General features: G+C 68.1%; 19 protein-coding genes. 14 read left to right on the top strand and 5 right to left on the bottom strand.

Annotated elements, in window-relative coordinates; all coding sequences use genetic code 11:
• The first annotated feature begins 71 nt into the window (after positions 1-71).
• Complete coding sequence (locus OHA18_RS03205) at positions 72-3,437, top strand: GH92 family glycosyl hydrolase (RefSeq protein WP_329002048.1); 3,366 nt, start codon at positions 72-74, stop codon at positions 3,435-3,437.
• A 17-nt stretch (positions 3,438-3,454) separates the two neighbouring features.
• On the top strand, positions 3,455-4,180 hold the full coding sequence (locus tag OHA18_RS03200; protein WP_329002046.1) for a peptidylprolyl isomerase: 726 nt from the start codon (positions 3,455-3,457) through the stop codon (positions 4,178-4,180).
• Between the two features lie 12 nt (positions 4,181-4,192).
• On the opposite strand, the gene OHA18_RS03195 is transcribed toward OHA18_RS03200, so the two are convergent.
• Positions 4,193-4,789 carry a hypothetical protein gene (locus OHA18_RS03195; RefSeq protein ID WP_329002043.1) on the bottom strand — a complete coding sequence of 199 codons (597 nt, stop codon included), beginning with the start codon at positions 4,787-4,789 and terminating at the stop codon, positions 4,193-4,195.
• Positions 4,790-4,817: 28 nt separating this feature from the next.
• Here OHA18_RS03195 and OHA18_RS03190 point away from each other — a divergent pair, with 28 nt between their 5' ends.
• Entirely contained in the window at positions 4,818-5,222 is a 405-nt protein-coding gene (locus OHA18_RS03190; RefSeq protein WP_329002042.1) for a cupin domain-containing protein, read from the top strand.
• Positions 5,223-5,262: 40 nt separating this feature from the next.
• Here the strand turns inward: OHA18_RS03190 and OHA18_RS03185 are convergent, their stop codons facing one another.
• Together OHA18_RS03185 and OHA18_RS03180 are read right to left on the bottom strand one after the other, a co-directional pair.
• Entirely contained in the window at positions 5,263-6,093 is an 831-nt protein-coding gene (locus OHA18_RS03185; RefSeq protein WP_329002041.1) for an LLM class F420-dependent oxidoreductase, read from the bottom strand.
• 106 nt (positions 6,094-6,199) lie between these two features.
• Positions 6,200-6,943 carry an aminoglycoside phosphotransferase gene (locus OHA18_RS03180; RefSeq protein ID WP_329002040.1) on the bottom strand — a complete coding sequence of 248 codons (744 nt, stop codon included), beginning with the start codon at positions 6,941-6,943 and terminating at the stop codon, positions 6,200-6,202.
• 168 nt (positions 6,944-7,111) lie between these two features.
• Between OHA18_RS03180 and ald the strand changes: the two genes are divergently transcribed.
• The 8 genes from ald to OHA18_RS03140 all read left to right on the top strand — a co-directional run bounded on the left by ald (position 7,112) and on the right by OHA18_RS03140 (position 14,993).
• Positions 7,112-8,227: an alanine dehydrogenase gene (gene ald, locus OHA18_RS03175; protein WP_329002038.1), complete on the top strand. Its 1,116-nt coding sequence runs from the start codon at positions 7,112-7,114 to the stop codon at positions 8,225-8,227.
• A gap of 2 nt (positions 8,228-8,229) precedes the next feature.
• Positions 8,230-9,156, top strand: a complete 927-nt coding sequence (gene xerD, locus OHA18_RS03170) for a site-specific tyrosine recombinase XerD (protein WP_442914408.1) — start codon at positions 8,230-8,232, stop codon at positions 9,154-9,156.
• A 10-nt stretch (positions 9,157-9,166) separates the two neighbouring features.
• Complete coding sequence (locus tag OHA18_RS03165; protein WP_329002037.1) at positions 9,167-10,402, top strand: low temperature requirement protein A; 1,236 nt, start codon at positions 9,167-9,169, stop codon at positions 10,400-10,402.
• A 195-nt stretch (positions 10,403-10,597) separates the two neighbouring features.
• Complete coding sequence (locus tag OHA18_RS03160) at positions 10,598-11,665, top strand: ParA family protein (RefSeq protein ID WP_329002036.1); 1,068 nt, start codon at positions 10,598-10,600, stop codon at positions 11,663-11,665.
• Positions 11,650-12,039 (top strand): hypothetical protein, encoded by a 390-nt coding sequence (locus OHA18_RS03155; RefSeq protein ID WP_329002034.1) that lies wholly within the window; start codon positions 11,650-11,652, stop codon positions 12,037-12,039. The genes OHA18_RS03160 and OHA18_RS03155 overlap by 16 nt, the downstream gene beginning before the upstream one ends.
• Positions 12,040-12,041: 2 nt before the next feature.
• A complete protein-coding gene (locus OHA18_RS03150; protein WP_442914407.1) occupies positions 12,042-13,028 on the top strand; it encodes a segregation and condensation protein A in 987 nt (328 codons plus the stop codon).
• Between the two features lie 176 nt (positions 13,029-13,204).
• Complete coding sequence (gene scpB / locus OHA18_RS03145) at positions 13,205-14,269, top strand: SMC-Scp complex subunit ScpB (protein WP_329002033.1); 1,065 nt, start codon at positions 13,205-13,207, stop codon at positions 14,267-14,269.
• Positions 14,259-14,993: a pseudouridine synthase gene (locus tag OHA18_RS03140; protein WP_329002031.1), complete on the top strand. Its 735-nt coding sequence runs from the start codon at positions 14,259-14,261 to the stop codon at positions 14,991-14,993. The genes scpB and OHA18_RS03140 overlap by 11 nt, the downstream gene beginning before the upstream one ends.
• Positions 14,994-15,100: 107 nt before the next feature.
• Here the strand turns inward: OHA18_RS03140 and OHA18_RS03135 are convergent, their stop codons facing one another.
• Positions 15,101-16,747, bottom strand: a complete 1,647-nt coding sequence (locus OHA18_RS03135) for an APC family permease (protein WP_329002030.1) — start codon at positions 16,745-16,747, stop codon at positions 15,101-15,103.
• 189 nt (positions 16,748-16,936) lie between these two features.
• On the opposite strand from OHA18_RS03135, the gene OHA18_RS03130 reads away from it, so the two are divergent.
• The 3 genes from OHA18_RS03130 to OHA18_RS03120 are packed head-to-tail and all read left to right on the top strand — an operon-like array spanning position 16,937 to position 20,078.
• The gene (locus OHA18_RS03130) at positions 16,937-18,040 is read left to right on the top strand and encodes a sugar ABC transporter substrate-binding protein (RefSeq protein ID WP_329002029.1); all 1,104 of its coding nucleotides are present in this window, start codon (positions 16,937-16,939) and stop codon (positions 18,038-18,040) included.
• Positions 18,037-18,810: an ATP-binding cassette domain-containing protein gene (locus OHA18_RS03125; protein ID WP_329002028.1), complete on the top strand. Its 774-nt coding sequence runs from the start codon at positions 18,037-18,039 to the stop codon at positions 18,808-18,810. The genes OHA18_RS03130 and OHA18_RS03125 overlap by 4 nt, the downstream gene beginning before the upstream one ends.
• Positions 18,807-20,078, top strand: a complete 1,272-nt coding sequence (locus OHA18_RS03120) for a sugar ABC transporter permease (RefSeq protein WP_329002026.1) — start codon at positions 18,807-18,809, stop codon at positions 20,076-20,078. Before OHA18_RS03125 ends, OHA18_RS03120 begins: the two co-directional genes overlap by 4 nt.
• Here OHA18_RS03120 and OHA18_RS03115 read toward each other — a convergent pair.
• A complete protein-coding gene (locus tag OHA18_RS03115) occupies positions 20,075-20,428 on the bottom strand; it encodes a response regulator transcription factor (protein WP_329002025.1) in 354 nt (117 codons plus the stop codon). The two genes, OHA18_RS03120 and OHA18_RS03115, sit on opposite strands and share 4 nt — an antisense overlap.
• Between the last annotated feature and the right edge of the window lie 32 nt (positions 20,429-20,460).

The raw sequence follows: 20,460 nt of genomic DNA, 5'->3' as shown, positions 1-20,460 counted from the left end.
CGGGCTGGGGTATTTGTTGCTGACAACGATGTCACTCCGCCCCGTTCCGACGTCGAAGGTTGGTTCCGCCCATGCGTCGTTCCGCCCTGTCCCGCCGCGCGAGTTTCGTCCTCGCGGGTGTTCTGATCGCAGCGCTCGCGCCGAGCGCTCAGGCTCTGCCCACTCCCTCTCCGGCCGGCTCGGGCGACCACCCGACCACCGCGACTCCACCTGATCCGGCGGTGGCCGGGTTGCGGGCGCCGGCGGCCGCCGGGAGTAGTCGGATCACGAGTAGTTCAACGGATCCGACCGAACAGGTGGATCCGTTGATCGGGTCGTCGAATGCGGGGAACGTGTTTCCCGGGGCTGTCGTGCCGTTCGGGATGTTGTCGTTCAGTCCGGAGACGAGCCGGGGGAACGCGTACCGGACGGCTGCGCCTGGCGGGTATCTGTACGACGCGACCAAGATCCGCGGGTTCAGCCTCACGCATATGAGTGGGACCGGGTGCGCGGGTGGTTCGGGTGACATCCCGATCTTCCCGTTGGCCGGGGACGTGACGAGTTCGCCGCAGAGCGACGCCAAGGACGAGGTCTACGCAGCGACGTTCAGCCACGCGAACGAGGTCGCCAAGCCGGGGTACTACAAGGTCGGCCTCGACTCCGGCGTGACGGCCGAGTTGGCCGCCACGACACGGACCGGGTCGGCGGCGTTCACGTTCCCGGCCGACAAGGCCAAGACGCTGATGTTCCGTACGTCGAACTCCGAGGTCGGATCGAGCGACGCGCAGGTCAGCATCGACCCGGCGCACCGCACCGTCAGCGGGTCCGTGACGAGCGGCAACTTCTGCGGCTACCTGGCCGGCGTCGGGCAGCGCAGCTACTACACACTCCATTTCGTCGCGGAGTTCGACCAGCCGTTCAAGAACCAGGGCACCTGGACCGACACCAGCGTCACGCCAGGGAGCACTCAGGCGAGCGGCGGTACGACGTACGGCAGCGACGGCTGGATGCCGCCGAACAAGGGCTCCGGTGGGTACGTCGGCTTCGACAGCGACAAGGTGACCGTGCGGATCGGCATCTCCTACGTGAGCACCGCCAACGCGCTGGCCAACCTGCGCGCCGAGAACCCGCGCGGTACATCGGTCGCGATGACGGCTGCGAAAGCCAAGCAGGCATGGCGAAAGCAGCTCGACCGGATCGAGATCACCGGCGGTACGACGGACCAGCGCACGACCTTCTACAGCGCGCTGTACCACGCGTCGCTGCACCCGAACGTGTTCAGCGACGTCAACCGTCAGTACTGGGGTTTCGATCAGAAGCCGCACTCTGCGTTGCGCGGACAGGTCGCGCAGTACGCGACGTTCTCTGGGTGGGATGTCTACCGGTCGCAGCTGCAACTAGTTACATTGCTCGATCCGGATCGAGCCGGCGATATCGCGCAGTCGTTGCTCAACCAGGCCACGCAGAACGGCGGCATCTGGGATCGGTGGACGCATGCGTCCGGCAGTACGTCGGTGATGACCGGTGACCCGTCCGCGCCGGCGGTGGCGGGCATCTACGCGTTCGGTGGTACGAACTTCGACGCTCGCGGCGCACTGCGTTCGCTGGTGAAGGCGGCGACCGTACCCACCGCGAAGGACCTCAGTTCGGCCGGCAAGCCGGTCATGACGATCGGGCAGCGACCCTCGCTCGACAAGTACCTCGCGCTGCACTACGTCCCGACCAAGTCCAACGCCTGGGGCGGTGCGGTCGAGACGCTCGAGGACGTGACGGACGACTTCGCGCTGGCCCAGCTGGCGCAGCGCACCGGCGACAAGTCGACGTACCAGAAGTTCCTCACGCGGTCGCAGTACTGGCAGAACGTGTTCAACCCGGACAACGGCGGCTACGTCCAGAACCGGGACGGCAACGGCGCCTGGCCCGCGTTCACTCCGTCGACGTACGACGGGTTCGCCGAGGGTAGTAGCGCGCAGTACACGTGGATGGTTCCGCACAACCGGGCCGGACTTGCCGACGCGATGGGCGGTGTGGACGCGGCGAACCAGCGGCTGGACGCGTTCTTCAAGAACCCGGACGGGACCTGGGCGCTGACCGGTGCGGGCGAGCTGCACGCCGAGATGGACAACGAGCCGTCGATCAACACGCCGTGGATCTACAACTACACCGGCCGGCCGTACCAGACGCAGGAGACGTTGCGGCAGGCAATGAACCAGCTGTGGAACACCAGCACCGGCGGGATCCCCGGGAACGACGACCTCGGTGCGATGTCGTCCTGGTACGTGTGGACCGCGCTGGGTCTGTACCCGGACGTGCCGAGCCGTGCGGAGCTACAGGTTGCGGCGCCGGTGTTCTCGCGGGCAGTGATCCACCGGGGCAGCCGGACCATTCGCATCAACGCCCCGGGCGCGGATGCGCCGTACGTGCAGTCGCTGAAGGTCAACGGGAAGTCGACGACCAAGCCGTGGCTGCCGGAGTCGTTCGTGCAGCGTGGTGGAACGCTGGACTTCACGCTGGGTACGACGGCCAACAAGGCGTGGGGTGCGAGCTCCAGTGACGCACCGCCGTCGTGGCGGACCGGTGAGATCCCGTTCCAGACGTCGACGGACACCAGCCGCCTCGTCGTCGCGCCGGGCGCCACCAGCGCACCCGTCGCAGTGCAAGCCCACCGACTGAGTGGGACCGCGCAGGACGTCACGTACACCATCAACACACCTGCTGGTCTCACTGCGACACCTACTACTGGCACCTTCCACGTGGACAAGGTCGGCAGCGCCGCGGTGACGATCACTGCGGCCGCCAGTACGCCGGACGGCCGCTACCCGGTCACGGTGTCGATGAAGGCCGCTGACGGTACTGCGCTGCCACAGGTCGGTTTCACTGTCGCTGTCGGTCAGCCGAACTCCTTCTTCGTACTGCGGGAAGGTGTCGGCATCTCGGACGACAACGGCGACCACACCGAAGCGGACTACGACGGTGGTGGCGTCAGCTACTCCCGCCAGGCGCTAGCCGCCGCTGGTCTGACACCTGGCGGCACTGGGACGGTGCAAGGCCTCACGTTCACGTGGCCCGGCGTACCCAGCGGTGATCCAGACAACGTGCCTGCTGACGGTCAGCTGCTCAATCTGAACCTGCCCGCCGGTACGACGAAGCTGTCGTTCATCGGCAGCGCGGTCAACGGCAATCAGGAGACGACGGCGACGCTGAAGTACGCCGACGGCAGTACGTCGCCGATCGACCTGTCCTTCAGCGACTGGACGCTCGGCGGTGGCGGCGACACCCTCCACTACGGCAACGTCATCGTCGCCACCACGCCGTACCGCAACGAGTCCGGCGGCGGGAAGGACAACGTGACCACGCACATCTTCGCCACGGCGCCTGTGACCTTGACGCAGACACCGGTGAGCATCACGCTGCCCAAGAACCGCGATCTACGGCTTTTCACCGTCGCCGCGGACTGAATCGGAGGGGACTGCTGATGAGACTGACAAGTGCGATTGCGTGTGCTGCTGTGACAGTGGCCGGGCTGCTGGTCACCACTGCACCGGCCGACGCGGCTATTACGCCGGTGAGCACCAAAGGCCCGTGCGGTTACACGGCGACCCCGGACGAGCCGCCGGCGCGTCCCGTGTCGCTGCCGCCGGATCCGAAGCACACACCCGACAAGGGGATCGTGAAGGTCCTCGTCGCGACCAACCAAGGTCCGATGCTGCTGTCACTGGACCGGGCGAAGGCGCCGTGCACGGTCCAGAGCTTCCTGCACCTGGCGAAGAGCCGGTTCTACGACTTCACCACGTGCCACCGTCTGACGCTGTACACGACGCTGAAGGTGCTGCAGTGCGGTGACCCGAGCGGTACGGGCGAAGGCGGCCCGGGCTACTCGTACAAGGACGAGTTGCCGACCGGCCTGCCGAACTGGCCGACCGACCCGACGGGGGCCGGCAAGGTCTACGCGCGGGGCACGCTGGCGATGGCGAACGCCGGCCCGGACACCAACGGGTCGCAGTTCTTCCTGGTGTTCGCGGACTCGCGGCTGCGCCCCGACTACACGATCTTCGGCTCGGTCGACCGGCTCGGTCTGGCCACCCTCGACCGCGTGGCCGCAGGCGGGATCGCGCCGACGCCCGACGACCCGGCCCCCGTCGACGGAGCGCCCGCCCGGAAGACCGACATCCTCGTCGCCCGCTCGCTCGGCACCTGGTAACTCCGGACAGGGTCAGCTGACGACCGCTTCGCCGCCGCCCTCGGCCAGGGCGGCGGCGACCTGGCGGCTGTTCGCCGCCAGCTCCTCGTCGGGAATCTTCGGCAGCATGTCGTCCCAGGCCGCGATCATCGCGCCGCGGAGCTGCATCATCCCGAGCGGCCGCGCCAGGAACCACAGGTGGAAGTGCTCGCTGCCGTCACCCCACCGGTTGAAGTGCGTACGCCCGACGCTGTCGAGCCCCTGGATCGCCTTGGCCACTCGCTGGATCATCGGGCCGAGGGTCGCTGTCAGCTCAGGCGGCAGATTGTCGAGCCGGTAATGCTCGTTCGGCTCGAGCACCGCCACGAGCGGCAACCCGGTCGCGCCGAAGGCCTTCACCGCCCACTGCTCGTCCCGCCAGATCACGTACCCGTCCGGATCCGCACACTTCGCACACGGCTTCCCCCCGGCCTCCCCGGCCCGCGGCGGCTCCGGCACCACCGGCTCGGCCAACGGCACAACCTGCACGTCCCCCTCGAACGGAAAGAACGGTTGGCCCACCAACGGGTCCGCAGACACCCGCTCACCGTACGGAAGCCTGCGGTGGTATTCAGAAGGCAGCTCAGTCATGCCCCGCACTCTGCCGGAGAATCGGGCCATGGAGAAGCCGGAGCTGGCGGTATTGCTGGGGATGGAGCCGCATCCTGAGGGTGGGTGGTATCGGGAGACGTGGCGGTCGGGGGTCGAGTTCGAGCCGGAGGGGTACGGCGGGGCTCGGGCCAGTGCGACCGCGATCTACTTTCTGCTGGCGCCGGGGGAGGAGTCGCGGGCGCATCGGGTGCGGTCGGCGGAGATCTGGTTGTGGCACTCCGGCGGTCCGTTGACGATGGAGTACGGCGACGAGTCCGTCGTACTCGGACCGGATGTGCGGGCCGGGCAACAGCCGCAGGTAGTGATCCCGCCCGGCGCGTGGCAGGCCGCGAGGCCCGCTGGTGACGAGGCCGTGCTGGTGTCGTGTGTGGTGTCACCCGGGTTCGACTTCGCCGACTTCACCATGCGGTAGCGGGTGCCCCTGGCAACGGTTGCCAGGGGCACCGATCGCTCTACCCGAGGACGGTTGCCAGCGCCTCGTACCCAGGCAGCAGGTCGATCCCTTCCCGCCCCAGCTGCTGGATCGCGACGTGGTCCGCGCCCGCGTCGAGGTGCGCCTTCAGACCCTCGGCGACCTCGACCGCCGAGCCGTGCAGCACCATCGCGTCGACCAGCCGGTCGCTGCCGCCGTCGGCCAGATCGTCGTCGGTGAACCCGAGCCGCTTGAAGTTCGAGGTGTAGTTCGTCAGCTGCAGGTACGACGCCAGCCGGTCCCGCGCCGTCGCCCGGGCGACCTCCGGATCGGTCTCCAGCACGATCATCTGCTCCGGCGCGAGCAGCACCCCGCCGCCGAGGATCCGGCGCGCCTCCTTGGTGTGCTCCGGAGTGGTCAGGTACGGCAGTGCGCCGGCGGTCCGCGCCCCGGACAGCTGCAGCACCTTCGGACCGAGCGCGGCCAGCGCCCGCCGGTCGGCCGGCACCTTCGCGTCGTCGAGCTCGTCCAGGTAGCTGACGATCGTCTCGTACGGTGACCGGTAGTCGTCGTTGCGCTCCCGGTGACCGATCCCCACTCCGAGCAGGAACCGCCCCGGCTGCTCGACCTCCAGCCGGTGGTACGACGCCGCGACGTCGGCGGCCGGCGACTTCCACATGTTCACAATGCTGGTGCCGACGGCAACCGAAGTGGTTGCGGCGAGCAACACCTCGGCGTCGCGCAGGCCGGTGTCCGGCGAGGCGCCCAGCCACAGCGCGCCGTACCCCGCCTGCTCCAGTCCCGCCGCCAGTTCCGGGCCGAAGTGCTGAGGTCCGTGCCAGACCCCGTACCGTCCCAGCTCGACTGCCACGCCGTACTCCTCTCGTCGATCAGCCTCAGCGTGCAACCCGGGGCGGACGGGCTCCGTTCCAAGCATCCCTGATGGCAACGAATGGCAGTCAATGATCGTTGCCCCGTCAGAGGTGGCGGGCGATCTCCGGGACGCGGGCGCGAAGGTCCGTCAGACGCCGCTCTGTGCGCTCGGGTTCACCGACCGTGGCCAGGTTGAGCATCCCGGGATCGCCCGCGTCCTGGCCGGCGCGGATCACCCGCGCGGATCGTTGCGCGAGGCCCGGCGCCGCCTCGAGAATCTCCAGCGGCGTGAACACATCGCCGTACGACGAAGCCATCAACCGAATGCGCGCCGCCTGGTACGCCGGTTCCATCGGGAGCGCCAGCGGCGCGGTGTTCCAGGCCGTGAACGCGATGTCGTCGAGCGGTACGCCGGGACCGGCCAGATCCCAGTCGATCACGCCGCTGAACCCGTCTGCCGTACCGATCCAGTTGTAGTACCCGTAATCGTGCATGCAGATGATCTGGTCCGCCGCGAGTTCACCCGCACCGGCCCGCCACGTGATCACGCCGGACGGGCGGTACGCGGCAACGACCTGGTGGTACCGCGCGAGCCACCGCATCGCGTCCGCGAGCACGTCGTCGGGTACTTCCGGGCCGTACGCCGTACCCGGAAGGTAATCGAGAACTTCCCGTCCGCGTTCGTCGTATCCGTGCACCCGCGGTACGCCGGTCGATCCGGCGTCGGCCAAGTAGTTGAGCAGGGCATGAACTGCCGGCGTCCACGGCCCGGTCGCGCGCCGTACCGTGGCGCCGATCCGGACCGCGCCGCCGATGTTGCCGCCCGGAAGTATCACTTCCTTCTCCATGGCGTCATCTTCTCCGAAAGGTCATGTCAAGATCAGACCATCCCGTCGGGTGGTATGAACCGGACGGGCTTACACTCGGCAGCGACCTAGCGGCACACCCCTCAACCGCCGGGCCCGCGGACACAACGACGTGAGCCGCACACCTGGAACGTGAAAGAAGGGCAAGTTGTGAAGGTCGGAGTACCGAAGGAAGTCAAGAACCACGAGTACCGGGTGGCGATCACCCCGTCCGGCGTGCACGAGTTCGTTCGTAGCGGGCACGAGGTTCTGATCGAGCAGGGGGCGGGCAGCGGTTCGCTGATCCCGGACGAGGAGTTCGTCACCGCCGGTGCGCGGATCGTGCCGACCGCGGACGACGTCTGGGCTGACGCCGAGCTGGTGCTCAAGGTGAAGGAGCCGGTGGCGGAGGAGTACCACCGGATGCGCAAGGACCAGGTGCTGTTCACGTACCTGCACCTTGCCGCCAGCCAGGAAACGACCGACGCGCTGCTCAGGTCCGGCATCACCGCGATCGCGTACGAGACCGTCCAGCTTCCGGACGGCACGCTGCCGCTGCTGGCGCCGATGAGCGAGGTGGCCGGCCGGCTCGCCCCGCAGTCCGGCGCGTACCACCTGATGGCGCAGGGCGGCGGCCGTGGCGTGCTGCTCGGCGGCGTGTCCGGCGTGCACCCGGCCCGGGTGGTCGTCCTCGGTGCGGGTGTCTCCGGGATGAACGCCGCCGCGATCGCGCTCGGCATGCAGGCGCAGGTGCAGCTGTTCGACCGCAACATCGCCCGGCTGCGGCAGGCCGACCAGGTCTACCAGGGCCATCTGCTGACCATCGCCTCGAACGCGTACGAGATCGAGCGCGCCGTACTCGAGGCCGACCTGGTCATCGGTGCGGTACTGGTGGTCGGTGCGAAGGCGCCGAAGCTGGTCACCAACGACATGGTCAGCCGGATGAAGCCGGGCAGCGTGCTGGTCGACATCGCGATCGACCAGGGCGGCTGCTTCGAGGACTCGCGTCCGACCACGCACGCCGACCCTGTGTACCGGGTCCACAACTCGCTGTTCTACTGCGTGGCGAACATGCCTGGCGCGGTGCCGAACACGTCGACGTACGCGCTGACCAACGTCACGCTGCCGTACGCGATCGAGCTGGCGAACCTGGGCTGGCGGGAGGCGCTGAAGTCGGACCACAGCCTGGCACTCGGCCTGAACACGTTCGACGGCCACGTCACCTACGGCCCGGTGGCCGAGGCGCATGACCTGTCGCAGCTGAAGCTGGACGAGGTGCTGGTCTGAGCATCACCAGGGCAGTTGGCACCTACCTGGACCACCTCACGGTGGAGCGCGGCCTGGCCGCCAACACCCTGGCGTCGTACCGGCGTGACCTGCGCCGGTACGGCGGCTACCTCGCCTCCACCGGGATCGATGACCTCGGCCGGATCACGGAGGCCGTGGTCAGTGACTTCCTGATGCGGTTGCGCGAAGGTGACGCCGACCATCCGCCACTGACCGCGTCGAGTGCCGGCCGGACCGTGGTGGCGGTCCGCGGGTTCCACCGGTTCTGTGTACGCGAAGGGCTGGCCGCTGTGGACCCTGCGGCGGCCGTGAAGCCACCTGTGCCGCCACAGCGGCTGCCGAAGGCACTGTCTGTCGACGAGGTCACCCGGATCCTCACGGCGGCCGCTGGAGCCGAGGCCGAGCCCGCCGTACTGGCCACTCGGGACGCCGCGCTGCTGGAGTTCTTGTACGGCACTGGCGCCCGCATCTCCGAGGCGGTCGGCCTGGACGTTGATGACATCGACATGGACGCCGGAGCGGTGTTGTTGCGCGGCAAGGGCAGCAAGGAGCGGGTAGTACCCGTCGGGTCGTACGCCCGCGACGCGCTGTCGGCGTACCAGGTCCGTGGCCGCCCCGACCTGGTGTCGCGTGGGCGGGGCACCCCCGCACTGTTCCTGAACGCCCGCGGCGGCCGCCTGTCCCGGCAGAGCGCCTGGACGGTACTGCGTCGCGCTGCGCAGCGGGCCGGGATCTCGAAGGAGATCTCGCCGCACACGCTGCGTCACTCGTACGCCACGCACCTGCTGGACGGCGGGGCCGACGTGCGCGTGGTCCAGGAGTTGCTGGGGCACGCGTCCGTCACGACGACGCAGGTCTACACCTTGGTGACCGTCGACAAACTGCGTGAGGTCTACGCGACGTCTCATCCGCGAGCGCTCTCCTCTTAAGGTGTCGTTCGTGGCGGACGAAGCTTCGGAACGGCATGCCAGTTGGCTGGAGCTGTTCTTCGACCTGACTGTGGTTGCTGCGGCGGCGCAGATATCCCATCGGCTGCACGGAGCCGAGACGATCGGGCAGGTCGCCATCTGTGCGGCCATGTTCTACGCGATCTGGAGCGTGTGGACGGCGACGAGCGTCTACGCCAACGTCGCGGGGGAGCACACCAGGCGGCGAGCGGTACTGCGGACCATGCTGGGGATCGGGGTGATGGCAGCCTCCGTACCAGGCGTGTGGCCTGGACTCCTGCCAGGCCACAGCGGGGAGCCGCACGGTGGCAGCCGGACCATCGCGTTCACCGTGGCGTTCCTGATCTGCCGGGGTATCGCTGCGCAGTCGGCCAGCCGGGACGGGAAGGTGATCGGCTTCTGGCCGGCCACGCAAGGTGTCATGGCTGCACCCTGGGTCGTTGCGCTGTTCGTCCCGGCGGAGACGGCGTACTGGCTCTGGTTCGGGGGGATCGTGGCCGACCTGCTGTTCTCGGTCATGGGAGCACGCAACCCGAAGGCCATGGAGCAGCGAGCGAGCAGCATCCGGCAGCAGCGGGAGTCGGAGCTGCGACGGGCGCAGTGGTTCAAATGGCTCCCGTTCAGGCGCCGTGACGAGGAGCCGGCCAAGCCGCCGCTGATCTCGGTGGCCCGTGTCGAGCGGGGGCACCTGGACGAGCGGCTGGGCCTGTTCGTGATCATCGTGCTCGGCGAGGCGCTGGCGCAGGTGGTCGCCGCGAACACCGATCTGGACTGGGACTGGCAGGTCGGCCTGGCGTCGCTGGCGGCGTTCTGGTTGCTGATCGAGCTCTGGCAGCTCACGACCCTGTACGGGTTCACTCCGGCGCCCCGCAGTACCACTCCGCTCGAGCCGTGGGCCGCACTGCTCGCTCACCTCGTTGTGACCGGGGCAATCGTCGCTATGGCGGCTGGACTGGGCGGACTGATCCCAGAGGCCGGAGAGCATCTGGAGACAAAGGAGCGCTGGTACCTGTTCGGAGGGCTCGCGCTGTACTTCGTGATCAGCGGAGTGGCCGGTGTGATCGGCAGAGTGCGGCTGCGCTGGTTCCTCGGCTGGCAGATCCCCTGCCTGCTCGTCTCGGTGCTCGTGGCCGCACTGGGCCATCCACTACCCGCCTGGTCGCTGGCGGTCGTCGCCGCCGTCGTACCGACTTGGTTCTACAGCTACAACCGGCTCGTGAAAGGTTAGACCCCGGTGATCGGCATCCGGGGACGGTGTGCGATCATCTGGTCACGGCCGGTGACTCGGAGTGGGTGATCGGCCAGGTTCGGAGCTTTGTCGACAAACAGCCCCACCCCGGTGCGGAGTGGCTGGTTGAGAGTGCTTGAATGCACGCTTACAGTCGCTGGGATCGCCCGTATCGGTTGAAAGGTTTGACGAGTCATGAACGAGTCGACATTCCCGGGCACCGAGCACGTGACCGACCACCTTTCGGGCCGCATCCCGGGGCACCAGCCGACCCCGGAGCCGGCCCAGCCGTTCAGCACGCCACCCCGCCCGGTGACGACGCCCCGGGCGCTGCCCGACAACTATGCGGAGATGCCGAAGCCGACGGCCAAGCTCACCGCGGAGGACCTTGCACCCGTGAACGACCCGAACGGTCCGCGTCACAAGATCGGACCGACCGGCCGGCCGCTGCCGGACCTGCCGGTGCCGCAGCCACCCGCCAAGACCGGCCCGGCGCAGGTGATCGCGATGTGCAACCAGAAGGGCGGCGTCGGCAAGACCACGACCACGATCAACCTGGGCGCGGCGATCGCCGAGACCGGACGCAAGGTGCTGCTGATCGACTTCGACCCGCAGGGGTCCGCCTCGATCGGCCTCGGCGTCCAGCCGCACGACCTCGAGCTGTCGGTGTACAACCTGCTGATGCAGCGCGACATCACCCCCGACGAGGTGATCCAGCCGACCCGGGTGGAGAACCTCGACCTGCTGCCGGCCAACATCGACCTGTCCGCGGCCGAGGTGCAGCTGGTCCAGGAGGTCGCCCGCGAGTACACCCTGCAGCGGGTGCTCGGCCCGATCATCCCGAACTACGACGTGATCCTGATCGACTGCGCTCCGTCGCTCGGCCTGCTCACCGTCAACGCGCTGACCGCGTCGAACGGCATCGTCGTACCGCTGGAGTGTGAGTTCTTCGCGCTCCGCGGTCTGGCCATGCTGACCGACACCATCGCCAAGGTGCAGGACCGGCTGAACCCGAAGCTCGAGATCGTCGGCATCCTCGGCACCATGTTCGACGGGCGTACGACGCACGCCCGGGAAGTGCTCGACCGGGTCGTCCAGGCCTTCGACGAGCGCGTCTTCCACACCGTCATCCGGCGTACCGTCAAGTTCCCCGAGACCACGGTCGTCGGCGAACCGATCACGACGTACGCGCCATCGTCCCAAGCGGCTACGCAGTACCGCGACCTTGCCAAGGAGGTGCTGGCGCGTTGTCCCGCCGGGTGAGCCTGCCAGGTGCCAGTGAACTCTTCGGGGGTGCGGCACCGAAGCAGACCAGACCCGAGAAGCGCACCACCACTGACGGACCGTCGACCGTACGGTCCCGTACGACGGTCGTCGACGACCGGAAGTCGAGTGGTCGGATCCGTCACGACACGAAGATCACCGTGTACGTGACGGAGGATGAGCTGCTCGGCCTGGAACAGACCAGACTTGCGCTGCGCGCGGAGCACGGCCTCACGGCCGACCGCGGCCGGATCGTCCGGGAGGCGATCGACGTGCTGCTGGCCGACTTCGTCGACCACGGACCGGACTCGGTGCTGGTACGGCGGCTCCGCGCGTCCGAAGACCGGGCCGCGGAGCTCAAGGGTTCGGAGTGACGGTGTCCTCGGACTCGTTGCCTTTGGATCTCGGCGCCGACGACACGCCGGCTGTTGCTGAGGGCAAGGGGTTCAGCGTTCACCTGGTGAACTTCGAGGGCCCGTTCGACCTGCTGCTGCAGCTCATTTCGAAGCACAAGCTCGACATCACCGAGATCGCGCTGTCGGTGATCACGGACGATTTCATCGCGCACATCAAGGCGCTCGGGTCGGAGTGGGATCTCGATCAGACCTCGGAGTTCCTGCTGATCGCGGCGACGTTGCTGGACCTGAAGGCGGCGCGGTTGCTGCCGAAGGGCGAGGTCGAGGACGACGAGGACCTCGCGCTGCTGGAGGCTCGGGATCTGCTGTTCGCGCGACTGCTGCAGTACCGGGCGTTCAAGCAGATCGCGGCCCTGGTGCAGGAGCGGATGGCGGTCGAGTCGCGGCGGTTCCCGCGGGCTGTCGGGGTCGAGCCGCGGTTCGCCGAGCTGCTGCCCGAGGTGTTGCTCGGGCTCGATCCGGCCGGGTTGGCGGCCCTTGCGGCGCGGGCGATGGCGCCCAAGAGCGACGTACCTGAAGGGGTTTCGCTCGCTCACCTGCACGCGCCGGCCGTCACGGTGCGCGAGCAGGCCGTTGTGATCGTGGATCGGTTGCGGCGGCAACGCAGTACGACGTTCCGGGCGTTGGTTGCGGACTCGCCGGACACCGTGACAACCGTGTGCCGGTTCCTTGCGCTGCTGGAGCTGTTCCGCGAGGCGGCGGTGACGTTCGACCAGGTGACGCCGTTGGGCGAGCTCACGATCCGGTGGACGGGCACGGACGAGGGCGAGATCGACGTCAGCGACGAGTTCGACGAAGAAGCCACACCGGCTGACGAAGCAGGCGAAGCGCCGGTAGTTGCCGAGGACACCGACTTCCTCGAACCCGGCGCGAGCCTGACCGACGAATCCGACATCGACCCCGGTCCCGCCCCCACCCCAGCATCCGACGAGACGGCAAACCAGTGACCGACCACACCAACACCACCCCAACCCCCGAGGACCCCGCCGCCGAGTCCCCACTCCCCACGCCGCCCGGCGCTGGGGAGGATGCTCTACCCGATTCGGCCAGCAATCCTCCCCAACCCCCCACACAGGACACCGAGCTGGGCGAGCCAGGCGCAGGAGATGGTGCTGCGGGTGGGGTGGAGGATGAGGATTATTTGCCGCCTGGGCAGACGGCGGTGCCGGTGGGGGATGAGGTTGTTGTTGATGACGACACCATGCGGCGGGCGATCGAGGCGATCCTGATGGTGACGGACGAGCCGTTGCCGGTGCTGACGTTGGCGCGGGCGGTCGGGCGGCCGACGGGGGATGTGGCGGAGGCGCTGGGGGCGCTGGCGGAGGAGTACACCGAGCAGGGGCGTGGGTTCGACCTGCGTGAGGTCGGCGGCGGGTGGCGGTACTACACCCGCGTCGAGGCAGCGCCGTACGTCGAACGCTTCGTGCTCGACGGTCAGCAGGCGAGGCTGACTCAGGCCGCGCTGGAGACGCTGTCGGTGGTCGCGTACAAGCAGCCGGTCAGCCGGGCGCGGGTCTCCGCGATCCGCGGGGTGAACGTCGACGGCGTCATGCGCACGCTGGTAGCGCGAGGGTTGGTCGAGGAGGCGGGCGCCGACACGGAGTCGCAGGCGACGCTCTACCGCACCACGACGTACTTCCTGGAACGCATGGGCATGCAGTCCTTGGACGATCTTCCTGAACTCGCCCCGTACCTTCCCGACATGGACGACATCGAGGAGGAGCTGGCAGCCCAGTCCCTCCCGCCCGCGACGCCGTCAGCAGACGACACCGCCTCGGCGGACACCACGCAGGCAGCAGAGTCGACCCAGGACCCGGAGTCCACACCCACCGAGCACGCCGAGCCCGCGGACGACGCTGGGCAGGCGAACGAGACCGACTCCGAGCAGACGGAGTACGGCGAGTCCGCGGTGAGTGCCTGGGAGGCGGGTGACGCGGAGGACGTCGGGGAGGGCGGATCTGCGGAGGGTGCCGAGTGGGCGGATGACGCGGTGGGTGCGGAGACCGCTGACGTCGACGAGGACGAAGAAGACGAAGACGCTGCAGACGCTGCGGACCTGCAGGGTGTTGAGGATGACGAAGACGCCGCGGACGTTGGGGACGTGCGGGGTGGCGGGGACGAAGACGATGAACAAGATGTTGATGGTGTGAGCTCGGCGGCTGGGTGGGGTGTGCGGGATGGGGGATGACGCCGGGGTTCGGTTGCAGAAGGTTCTGGCTCGGGCGGGGGTGGCTTCTCGGCGGAATGCTGAGTTGCTGATCGAGGAGGGGCGGGTCGAGGTCGACGGGCGGGTGGTGACGGAGTTCGGGGTCCGGGTGGATCCGGAGACGGCGGTCATCCGGGTCGACGGGGAGCGGATCCCGCCGGTGAGTGCGAACGTGTACCTCGTCCTCAACAAACCGCGCGGTGTCGTGACCACGATGTCCGACCCGCAAGGCCGTCCGTGCATCACCGACTACGTGCAGGATCGCCCGGAGCGGCTGTTCCACATCGGCCGGCTCGACACCGACACCGAGGGTTTGTTGCTGCTCACCAACCACGGCGAGTTCGCGCACCGTCTCGCACACCCGTCGTACGAGGTCTCCAAGACGTACGTCGCCGAGGTCGAAGGCAACGTCAAACCCGCAGTACTGCGGACGCTCCTGGACGGTATCGAGCTCGACGACGGCCCGGCCCGCGCGGACACGGTGAAGATCGTCTCCACCGTCCCCGGCCGCACGCTGGTCGAGATGAGCCTGCACGAGGGCCGCAACCGCATCGTCCGCCGGATGTTCGACGCGGTCGGTCACCCGGTGAAGCGCCTGACCCGCACCGCCATCGGCCCGGTCCGCCGCGGCAACCTGCACACCGGCGAACTCCGCGACCTCGACCAGAAGGAGCTCGGCAAACTCCTCGACCTGGTGGACCTCTGACCGTACCGACGAACGGGTAGTGTCCCGGTCCGTCAGCTCAAGCCACGCTGAGCGCAGCCCGGCGGCGGCCTCTGAGGGGCACCACTACCCGTTCTTCGGTACACCCCTCACCCCAGGTTGGCTTCTTCGGGTACGACGACCTGGTCGACCATCTGCTGGATCTGTTCGGCCGGGAGCGCGACTGCCAAGGCCCAGAAGTAGATGACCAGGCTGAAGACCGCGGTGACGAGCATGTCCCACCAGAGCGGGAACCACGGGTGCTTCAACGGGCCGAAGTCGCTCAGGTACACGATCAGCCCCATCCCGATCAGGTACGCCGGCAGCCATTGCGCGGCCCGCAGGTCGAGCTGCGGCATGATCGGGTTCAGTTTGAACACCCGGTTGGCGATCAGGATGACGTACCCGAGCAGGATCGCGACGCCGAGCTTCCAGTCCGTCATCCACCCGGACCACAGGATCAGCAGGTTCGCGACCACGAACGCCAACGGCGACAGCCAGTTCGCGCCCGGCAGCCGGTACGGGCGATGCGCGTCGGGCAGCCGTCGACGGAACACCCCGAGCGACAACGGCGCTCCGGCGTACATCAGCACGCTCGCGCTGGTGATCAGCCCGACCAGTGAACGCCAGCTCGGGAACGGCAGGAAGCAGATGCACCCGATCACGAAGGCGGTGATCAACCCGACCCACGGCACGCCGCGGTGGTTGGTCTTCTCGAACACCGACGGCACGTACCCGTTGCGGCTCAGCCCGTACGACACCCGCGAGCTACCGGTGATGTAGATCAGGCCCGTCCCGGCGGGCGAGACCACCGCGTCGATGTACAAGATCGTTGCCAGCCACCCCATACTCAGCAACGTCGCGACCTGCGCGAACGGTCCGGTCATCGTGGTGTACGCCGCGTGCGCCCACGTGCCCTGGATCTGGTCCTTGGGCAGTGCTGCGATGAACGCGATCTGCAGCAGGATGTAGATCACCGCGCCGATCACGATGGAGCCGATCACCGCGCGCGGGATGTCGCGCCGCGGGTTGCTGCTCTCGCCGGCCAGCTGGTCGGCCTGCTCGAATCCGAGCAGCGCGAAGATGATGCCGCTGGTCGAGACCGCGGACAGGATGCCCTTGGCGCCGTACGGGTTGAAGCCGTTCGCGGCGGTGAAGTTGCTGCCGTGGAACTGCACCGCGGCGAGCGCGAAGATCGTGAGCAGCGGGATGCCGACCTTCCACCAGGTCGCCACGCTGTTGGTGCGCGCGAGCAGCCTGATGCTGAGGAAGTTGATCGCGGTGACCGCTGCCATCAGCAGGACCGCGACCACGATCCCGGACGCAGTCAGGATGTGCTGTCCGTTGACGGTCTCCAGCCACCCGCTCGCGAACGAGTAGTGCTGGCCGTAGGTGATCATCGCCAGCACTTCGATCGGTGCGACGGTGGCCGCCTGCAGCCAGGAGAACCAGCCGAACGACGCACCGGCCGCGCCGCCGAACGCGTAGTGCGGGAAGCGCGCCGTACCGCCGGAGACAGGGTACATACCGCCCAGTTCGGCGTGCACGAGCGCCAGGATGAGGATCGCCGTACCGCCGATCACCCAGGAGATGATCGCCGCGGGGCCGGCGGTGGACAGGGCGCCCTGGGCGCCGAACAACCAGCCGGAGCCGATGATCGATCCTTCGGACGCCCAGATCAGACCGACGAAGCCGATGTCACGCTTCAGGCCCGGCCGGCTCTGCCGAGCGGAAGGTACTGCTGCAGATGTGGCCATACCGACAACCTTGGCCCGGGCCGGTCGGCTGGTGCAGTGAGGCTGTCCGCCGTCCCGGCCCCCTGCCAGCCGGTATCTGCCGTACCCACTGGTGGGCACCGGGGTTGGGTGCCTGCTGCGACGACGTGGCGCGGCGCCGATCGCATGCTGGGCAGGAGAGAACCCTGCGGCGATCACGAAGGACGCGAGATGCGAACACCATTGAGAGCTGCCGCGCTGGCCGGACTCACCCTCACCTTGAGCGCGAGCCTGGTTGCCTGTGGCAACAACAACAATTCCTCGGCGAGCGGCAGCAGTACACCGCCGCCGAACACCAAGGTCGGCATCCTGCTGCCGGACACTGCGTCCTCGCCGCGCTGGGTCTCGGCCGATCCGAACGAGCTGCGTAAGCAGTGCACGGCCAACAAGCTGACCTGCTACATCGACAACGCGAACGCCAGCGCGACCACCATGGAGTCGCAGGCGCAGGCGCTGATCAACCAGGGCGTCGGCGTGCTGCTGGTGACGAACCTCGACTCGGGGTCGGGCAAGGCGATCGAGTCGCTGGCCAAGCAGCACAACGTGGTGACGATCGACTACGACCGCCTGACCACGGGCGGTACGGCGGAGTACTACGTCTCGTACGACAACGTGAAGGTCGGCGAGGACCAGGGCACCGCGCTGGCCGCCTGTTCGCAGGTGGCGGGCAAGAGTGCCGTCGGGTACGTCGACATCGACGGCGCACCGACCGACAACAACGCGACGTTGTTTGCCCAGGGCTACAACTCGGTGCTGTCGAAGCAGACCGGCTGGACGAAGCTCGGTGAGCAGACCGGCAACTGGGACCCGGCCACGGCGCAGACCGTGTTCACCACGATGCTCGGCCGGCACCCGAACCTGAACGCGGTGATGGTTGCCAACGACACCATGGCGCAGTCGGTGATCAACGTGCTGAAGTCGCAGGGTCTGGCCGGCAAGGTCGCGGTGTCCGGTCAGGACGCCACCGCCGGCGGTCTGGACAACGTGATGGCAGGCACCCAGTGCTTCACGATCTACAAGCCGGTCGCCGGTGAGGCCGATGTCGCGATCAAGCTGGCAGGTCAGATCCTGTCCGGCCAGAAGCCGACCGCCCCGGCAACGATCAAGGACCCGACCACCGGTCGCGAGGTCCCGTCGTACCTGGCGGATCCGACCGTCATCACCAAGAAGAACGTGGCACTGCCCGTGACGGACGGGTACGAGACCGCCGCCTCGGTGTGTCCGACGCCGGCGCTGGTGAAGCTGTGCGGCGAGAACGGCATCAAGACCCCGTGACGACCCTTGAGCTGAAGGGCGTCGGCAAGTCGTTCGGTCCGGTCGTGGCGCTGTCGGAAGTGGACTTCAGCGCCGAGGCCGGCGACGTGACCGCCCTGGTCGGAGACAACGGGGCGGGCAAGTCGACCCTGGTCAAGTGCATCGGCGGCATCCACCGCATCGACACCGGCGAGATCCTCGTGGACGGTACGCCGCAGCAGCTGCACGAACCGCGGGACGCGGCGCGGCTCGGCATCGAGATCGTCCACCAGGATCTGGCCCTGGCCGACAATCTCGATGTCGTCGGCAACATGTTCCTCGGCCGCGAACGGGTCGGCCGGCTGCACACGCTCGACGAGAACACGATGGAGCAGCTGGCCTCGCAAACCCTTGCCTCGTTGGGAGTCCGGACGGTTCGGTCGGTGCGGCAACGGGTCGCCAGCCTGTCGGGCGGCCAGCGGCAGACCGTCGCGATCGCGAAGTCGGTGCTCTGGAGCTCGAAGATCGTCATCCTCGACGAGCCGACCGCGGCCCTCGGGGTCGCGCAGACCGAGCAGGTGCTGGACCTGGTACGGCGGCTGGCCGATCGCGGCGTGGCCGTCGTCCTGGTCTCGCACAACATGAACGACGTCATGCAGGTCGCCGACTCCATCGCCGTGCTGTTCCTGGGCCGGACGGCCACGCAGGTACGGCGCAAGGACGTGAGCCAGACCCAGGTCGTCGAGCTGATCACCAGCGGCCGGTCCGGCGAACTCGGACTGCCGGCCGAGTCGAGGGGAGCGACATCGTGACCGCGAAGGTCGGACCTGCCATCGCCGAAGAGACACCGGTGCGGGGTCCGGGTGCGTTGAGCGTCTACATCCGGGACTACCTGGCCAGGCTGCGCGGCGGTGAGCTCGGATCGGCCCCCGCGATCGTCGGTCTGGTGGTGATCACCGCGTTCTTCTCGATCGTGCATCAGGGCTTCCTGAGCGCGTACAACCTCGAGGCACTCGTCATCCAGGCCGCGCCGATCATCGTGATGGCGATGGGCCTGGTCTTCGTTCTGCTGCTCGGGGAGATCGACCTGTCGGCCGGGACGACCGGTGGATTGTGCTCGGCGATCATGGCCGTTCTGTTGCTGCGGCACGGGCAGTCGTGGTGGGTCGGCGTACTCGCGGGGCTCGCGGTCGGACTGGTGATCGGCTACGTGATGGGGTGGCTGCGGGCGCGGGCCGGCATCCCGTCGTTCGTGATCACGCTGGCGACCTTCCTGGCCTTCCAGGGGCTGACGCTGATCCTGGTCGGCGGTCAAGGGTCGGTGATCCTGCCGACCGGTTCACCTCTGATCTCGTTGGAGAACAGCTTCGTGCCGCTGTGGCTCGGCTGGACGCTGCTCGGGATCTTCGTCGCCGGGTACGCCGCGATCAAGCTGATCGATGCGCGCGGTCGCCGGCAGAGCGGACTGCCCGCGACACCGGTCGCGGTGATCGTGGCGAAGGTGGTCGGGGTCGCGTTGCTCGGCAGCGCGTTCACCTACGAGATGGGGCTCAACCGCAACCTGATCACGAACGCGTTCTTCAGCAACAAGGCGCAGGGCGAGCCGTGGGCCGTCGTACTGCTGGTGCTGCTGTTCGTGATCTGGCACTTCACCCTGAGCCGGACCCGCTACGGCCGGCATGTGTACGCCGTCGGCGGCAACGAGGAGGCCGCCCGCCGGGCCGGCGTCGTGGTGTCCCGGATCCGGATCTCGGTCTTCGTGATCTGTTCCGGGATGGCGGCCGTCTCGGGTGTGGTCGCTGCGTCGCTCCTGCAGTCGGTGCAGTCGAACGCGGGCGCCGGGAACACGCTGCTGCTGGCGGTCGGCGCGGCCGTGATCGGCGGTACGTCGTTGTTCGGCGGCCGTGGCCGGATGATCGACGCCGTACTCGGCGGCCTCGTGGTGGCCGTCATCATCAACGGCATGAGCGACCTGATCCAGGGCGCGAACTCGTCCGGCTACGAATGGGTCGTCACCGGCGCAGTCCTCTTGCTAGCTGCCGGATTCGACGCCGTGGTACGCCGCGGGCGCTCCACCTAGACCCGGTCCAGCAACCTCTGGATCGCGGCGGCGGACAGGTTCGTCTTGGGTACGAAGCCGATCGCAGGGCTCGCGGCAATCAGGTCCGCGTAGTCCTGCTCGGCGTGAGTCGAGATCAGGATCATCGGCGGCGGTGAGCCGGCGGACCGCAGTTGGACGATCAGGTCGAAGCCGCTCTCGCCGCCGAGGTCGATGTCGACGAGTACGACGTCCGGCCGCAGGCCCTCGACCAGCGCACCGGCTTCGGCCGCCGAGGACGCCGTACCGACGACTGTGACGCCTTCGCGCAGCAACAGGCCGCGCGCCGCTTCGAGGAAGTGCCGGCTGTCGTCGACGATCAGGCACCGCATGCATCCAGCATCGCAGGCGCCTGGCCCCGGTG

It is taken from the genome of Kribbella sp. NBC_00709 (genome assembly GCF_036226565.1).
In the GTDB taxonomy this organism is placed as follows: Bacteria; Actinomycetota; Actinomycetes; order Propionibacteriales; family Kribbellaceae; genus Kribbella.
The sequence above is the reverse complement of the archived record's forward strand: the minus strand, read 5'-3'. Positions and strand labels throughout refer to the sequence as shown.

Coding starts and splice junctions, on each gene's coding strand:
- OHA18_RS03205 (WP_329002048.1), top strand. CDS start 72: ATGCGTCGTTCCGCCCTGTCCCGCCGCGCGAGTTTCGTCCTCGCGGGT.
- OHA18_RS03200 (WP_329002046.1), top strand. CDS start 3,455: ATGAGACTGACAAGTGCGATTGCGTGTGCTGCTGTGACAGTGGCCGGG.
- OHA18_RS03195 (WP_329002043.1), bottom strand. CDS start 4,789: ATGACTGAGCTGCCTTCTGAATACCACCGCAGGCTTCCGTACGGTGAG.
- OHA18_RS03190 (WP_329002042.1), top strand. CDS start 4,818: ATGGAGAAGCCGGAGCTGGCGGTATTGCTGGGGATGGAGCCGCATCCT.
- OHA18_RS03180 (WP_329002040.1), bottom strand. CDS start 6,943: ATGGAGAAGGAAGTGATACTTCCGGGCGGCAACATCGGCGGCGCGGTC.
- OHA18_RS03160 (WP_329002036.1), top strand. CDS start 10,598: ATGAACGAGTCGACATTCCCGGGCACCGAGCACGTGACCGACCACCTT.
- OHA18_RS03140 (WP_329002031.1), top strand. CDS start 14,259: ATGGGGGATGACGCCGGGGTTCGGTTGCAGAAGGTTCTGGCTCGGGCG.
- OHA18_RS03135 (WP_329002030.1), bottom strand. CDS start 16,747: ATGGCCACATCTGCAGCAGTACCTTCCGCTCGGCAGAGCCGGCCGGGC.
- OHA18_RS03130 (WP_329002029.1), top strand. CDS start 16,937: ATGCGAACACCATTGAGAGCTGCCGCGCTGGCCGGACTCACCCTCACC.
- OHA18_RS03115 (WP_329002025.1), bottom strand. CDS start 20,428: ATGCGGTGCCTGATCGTCGACGACAGCCGGCACTTCCTCGAAGCGGCG.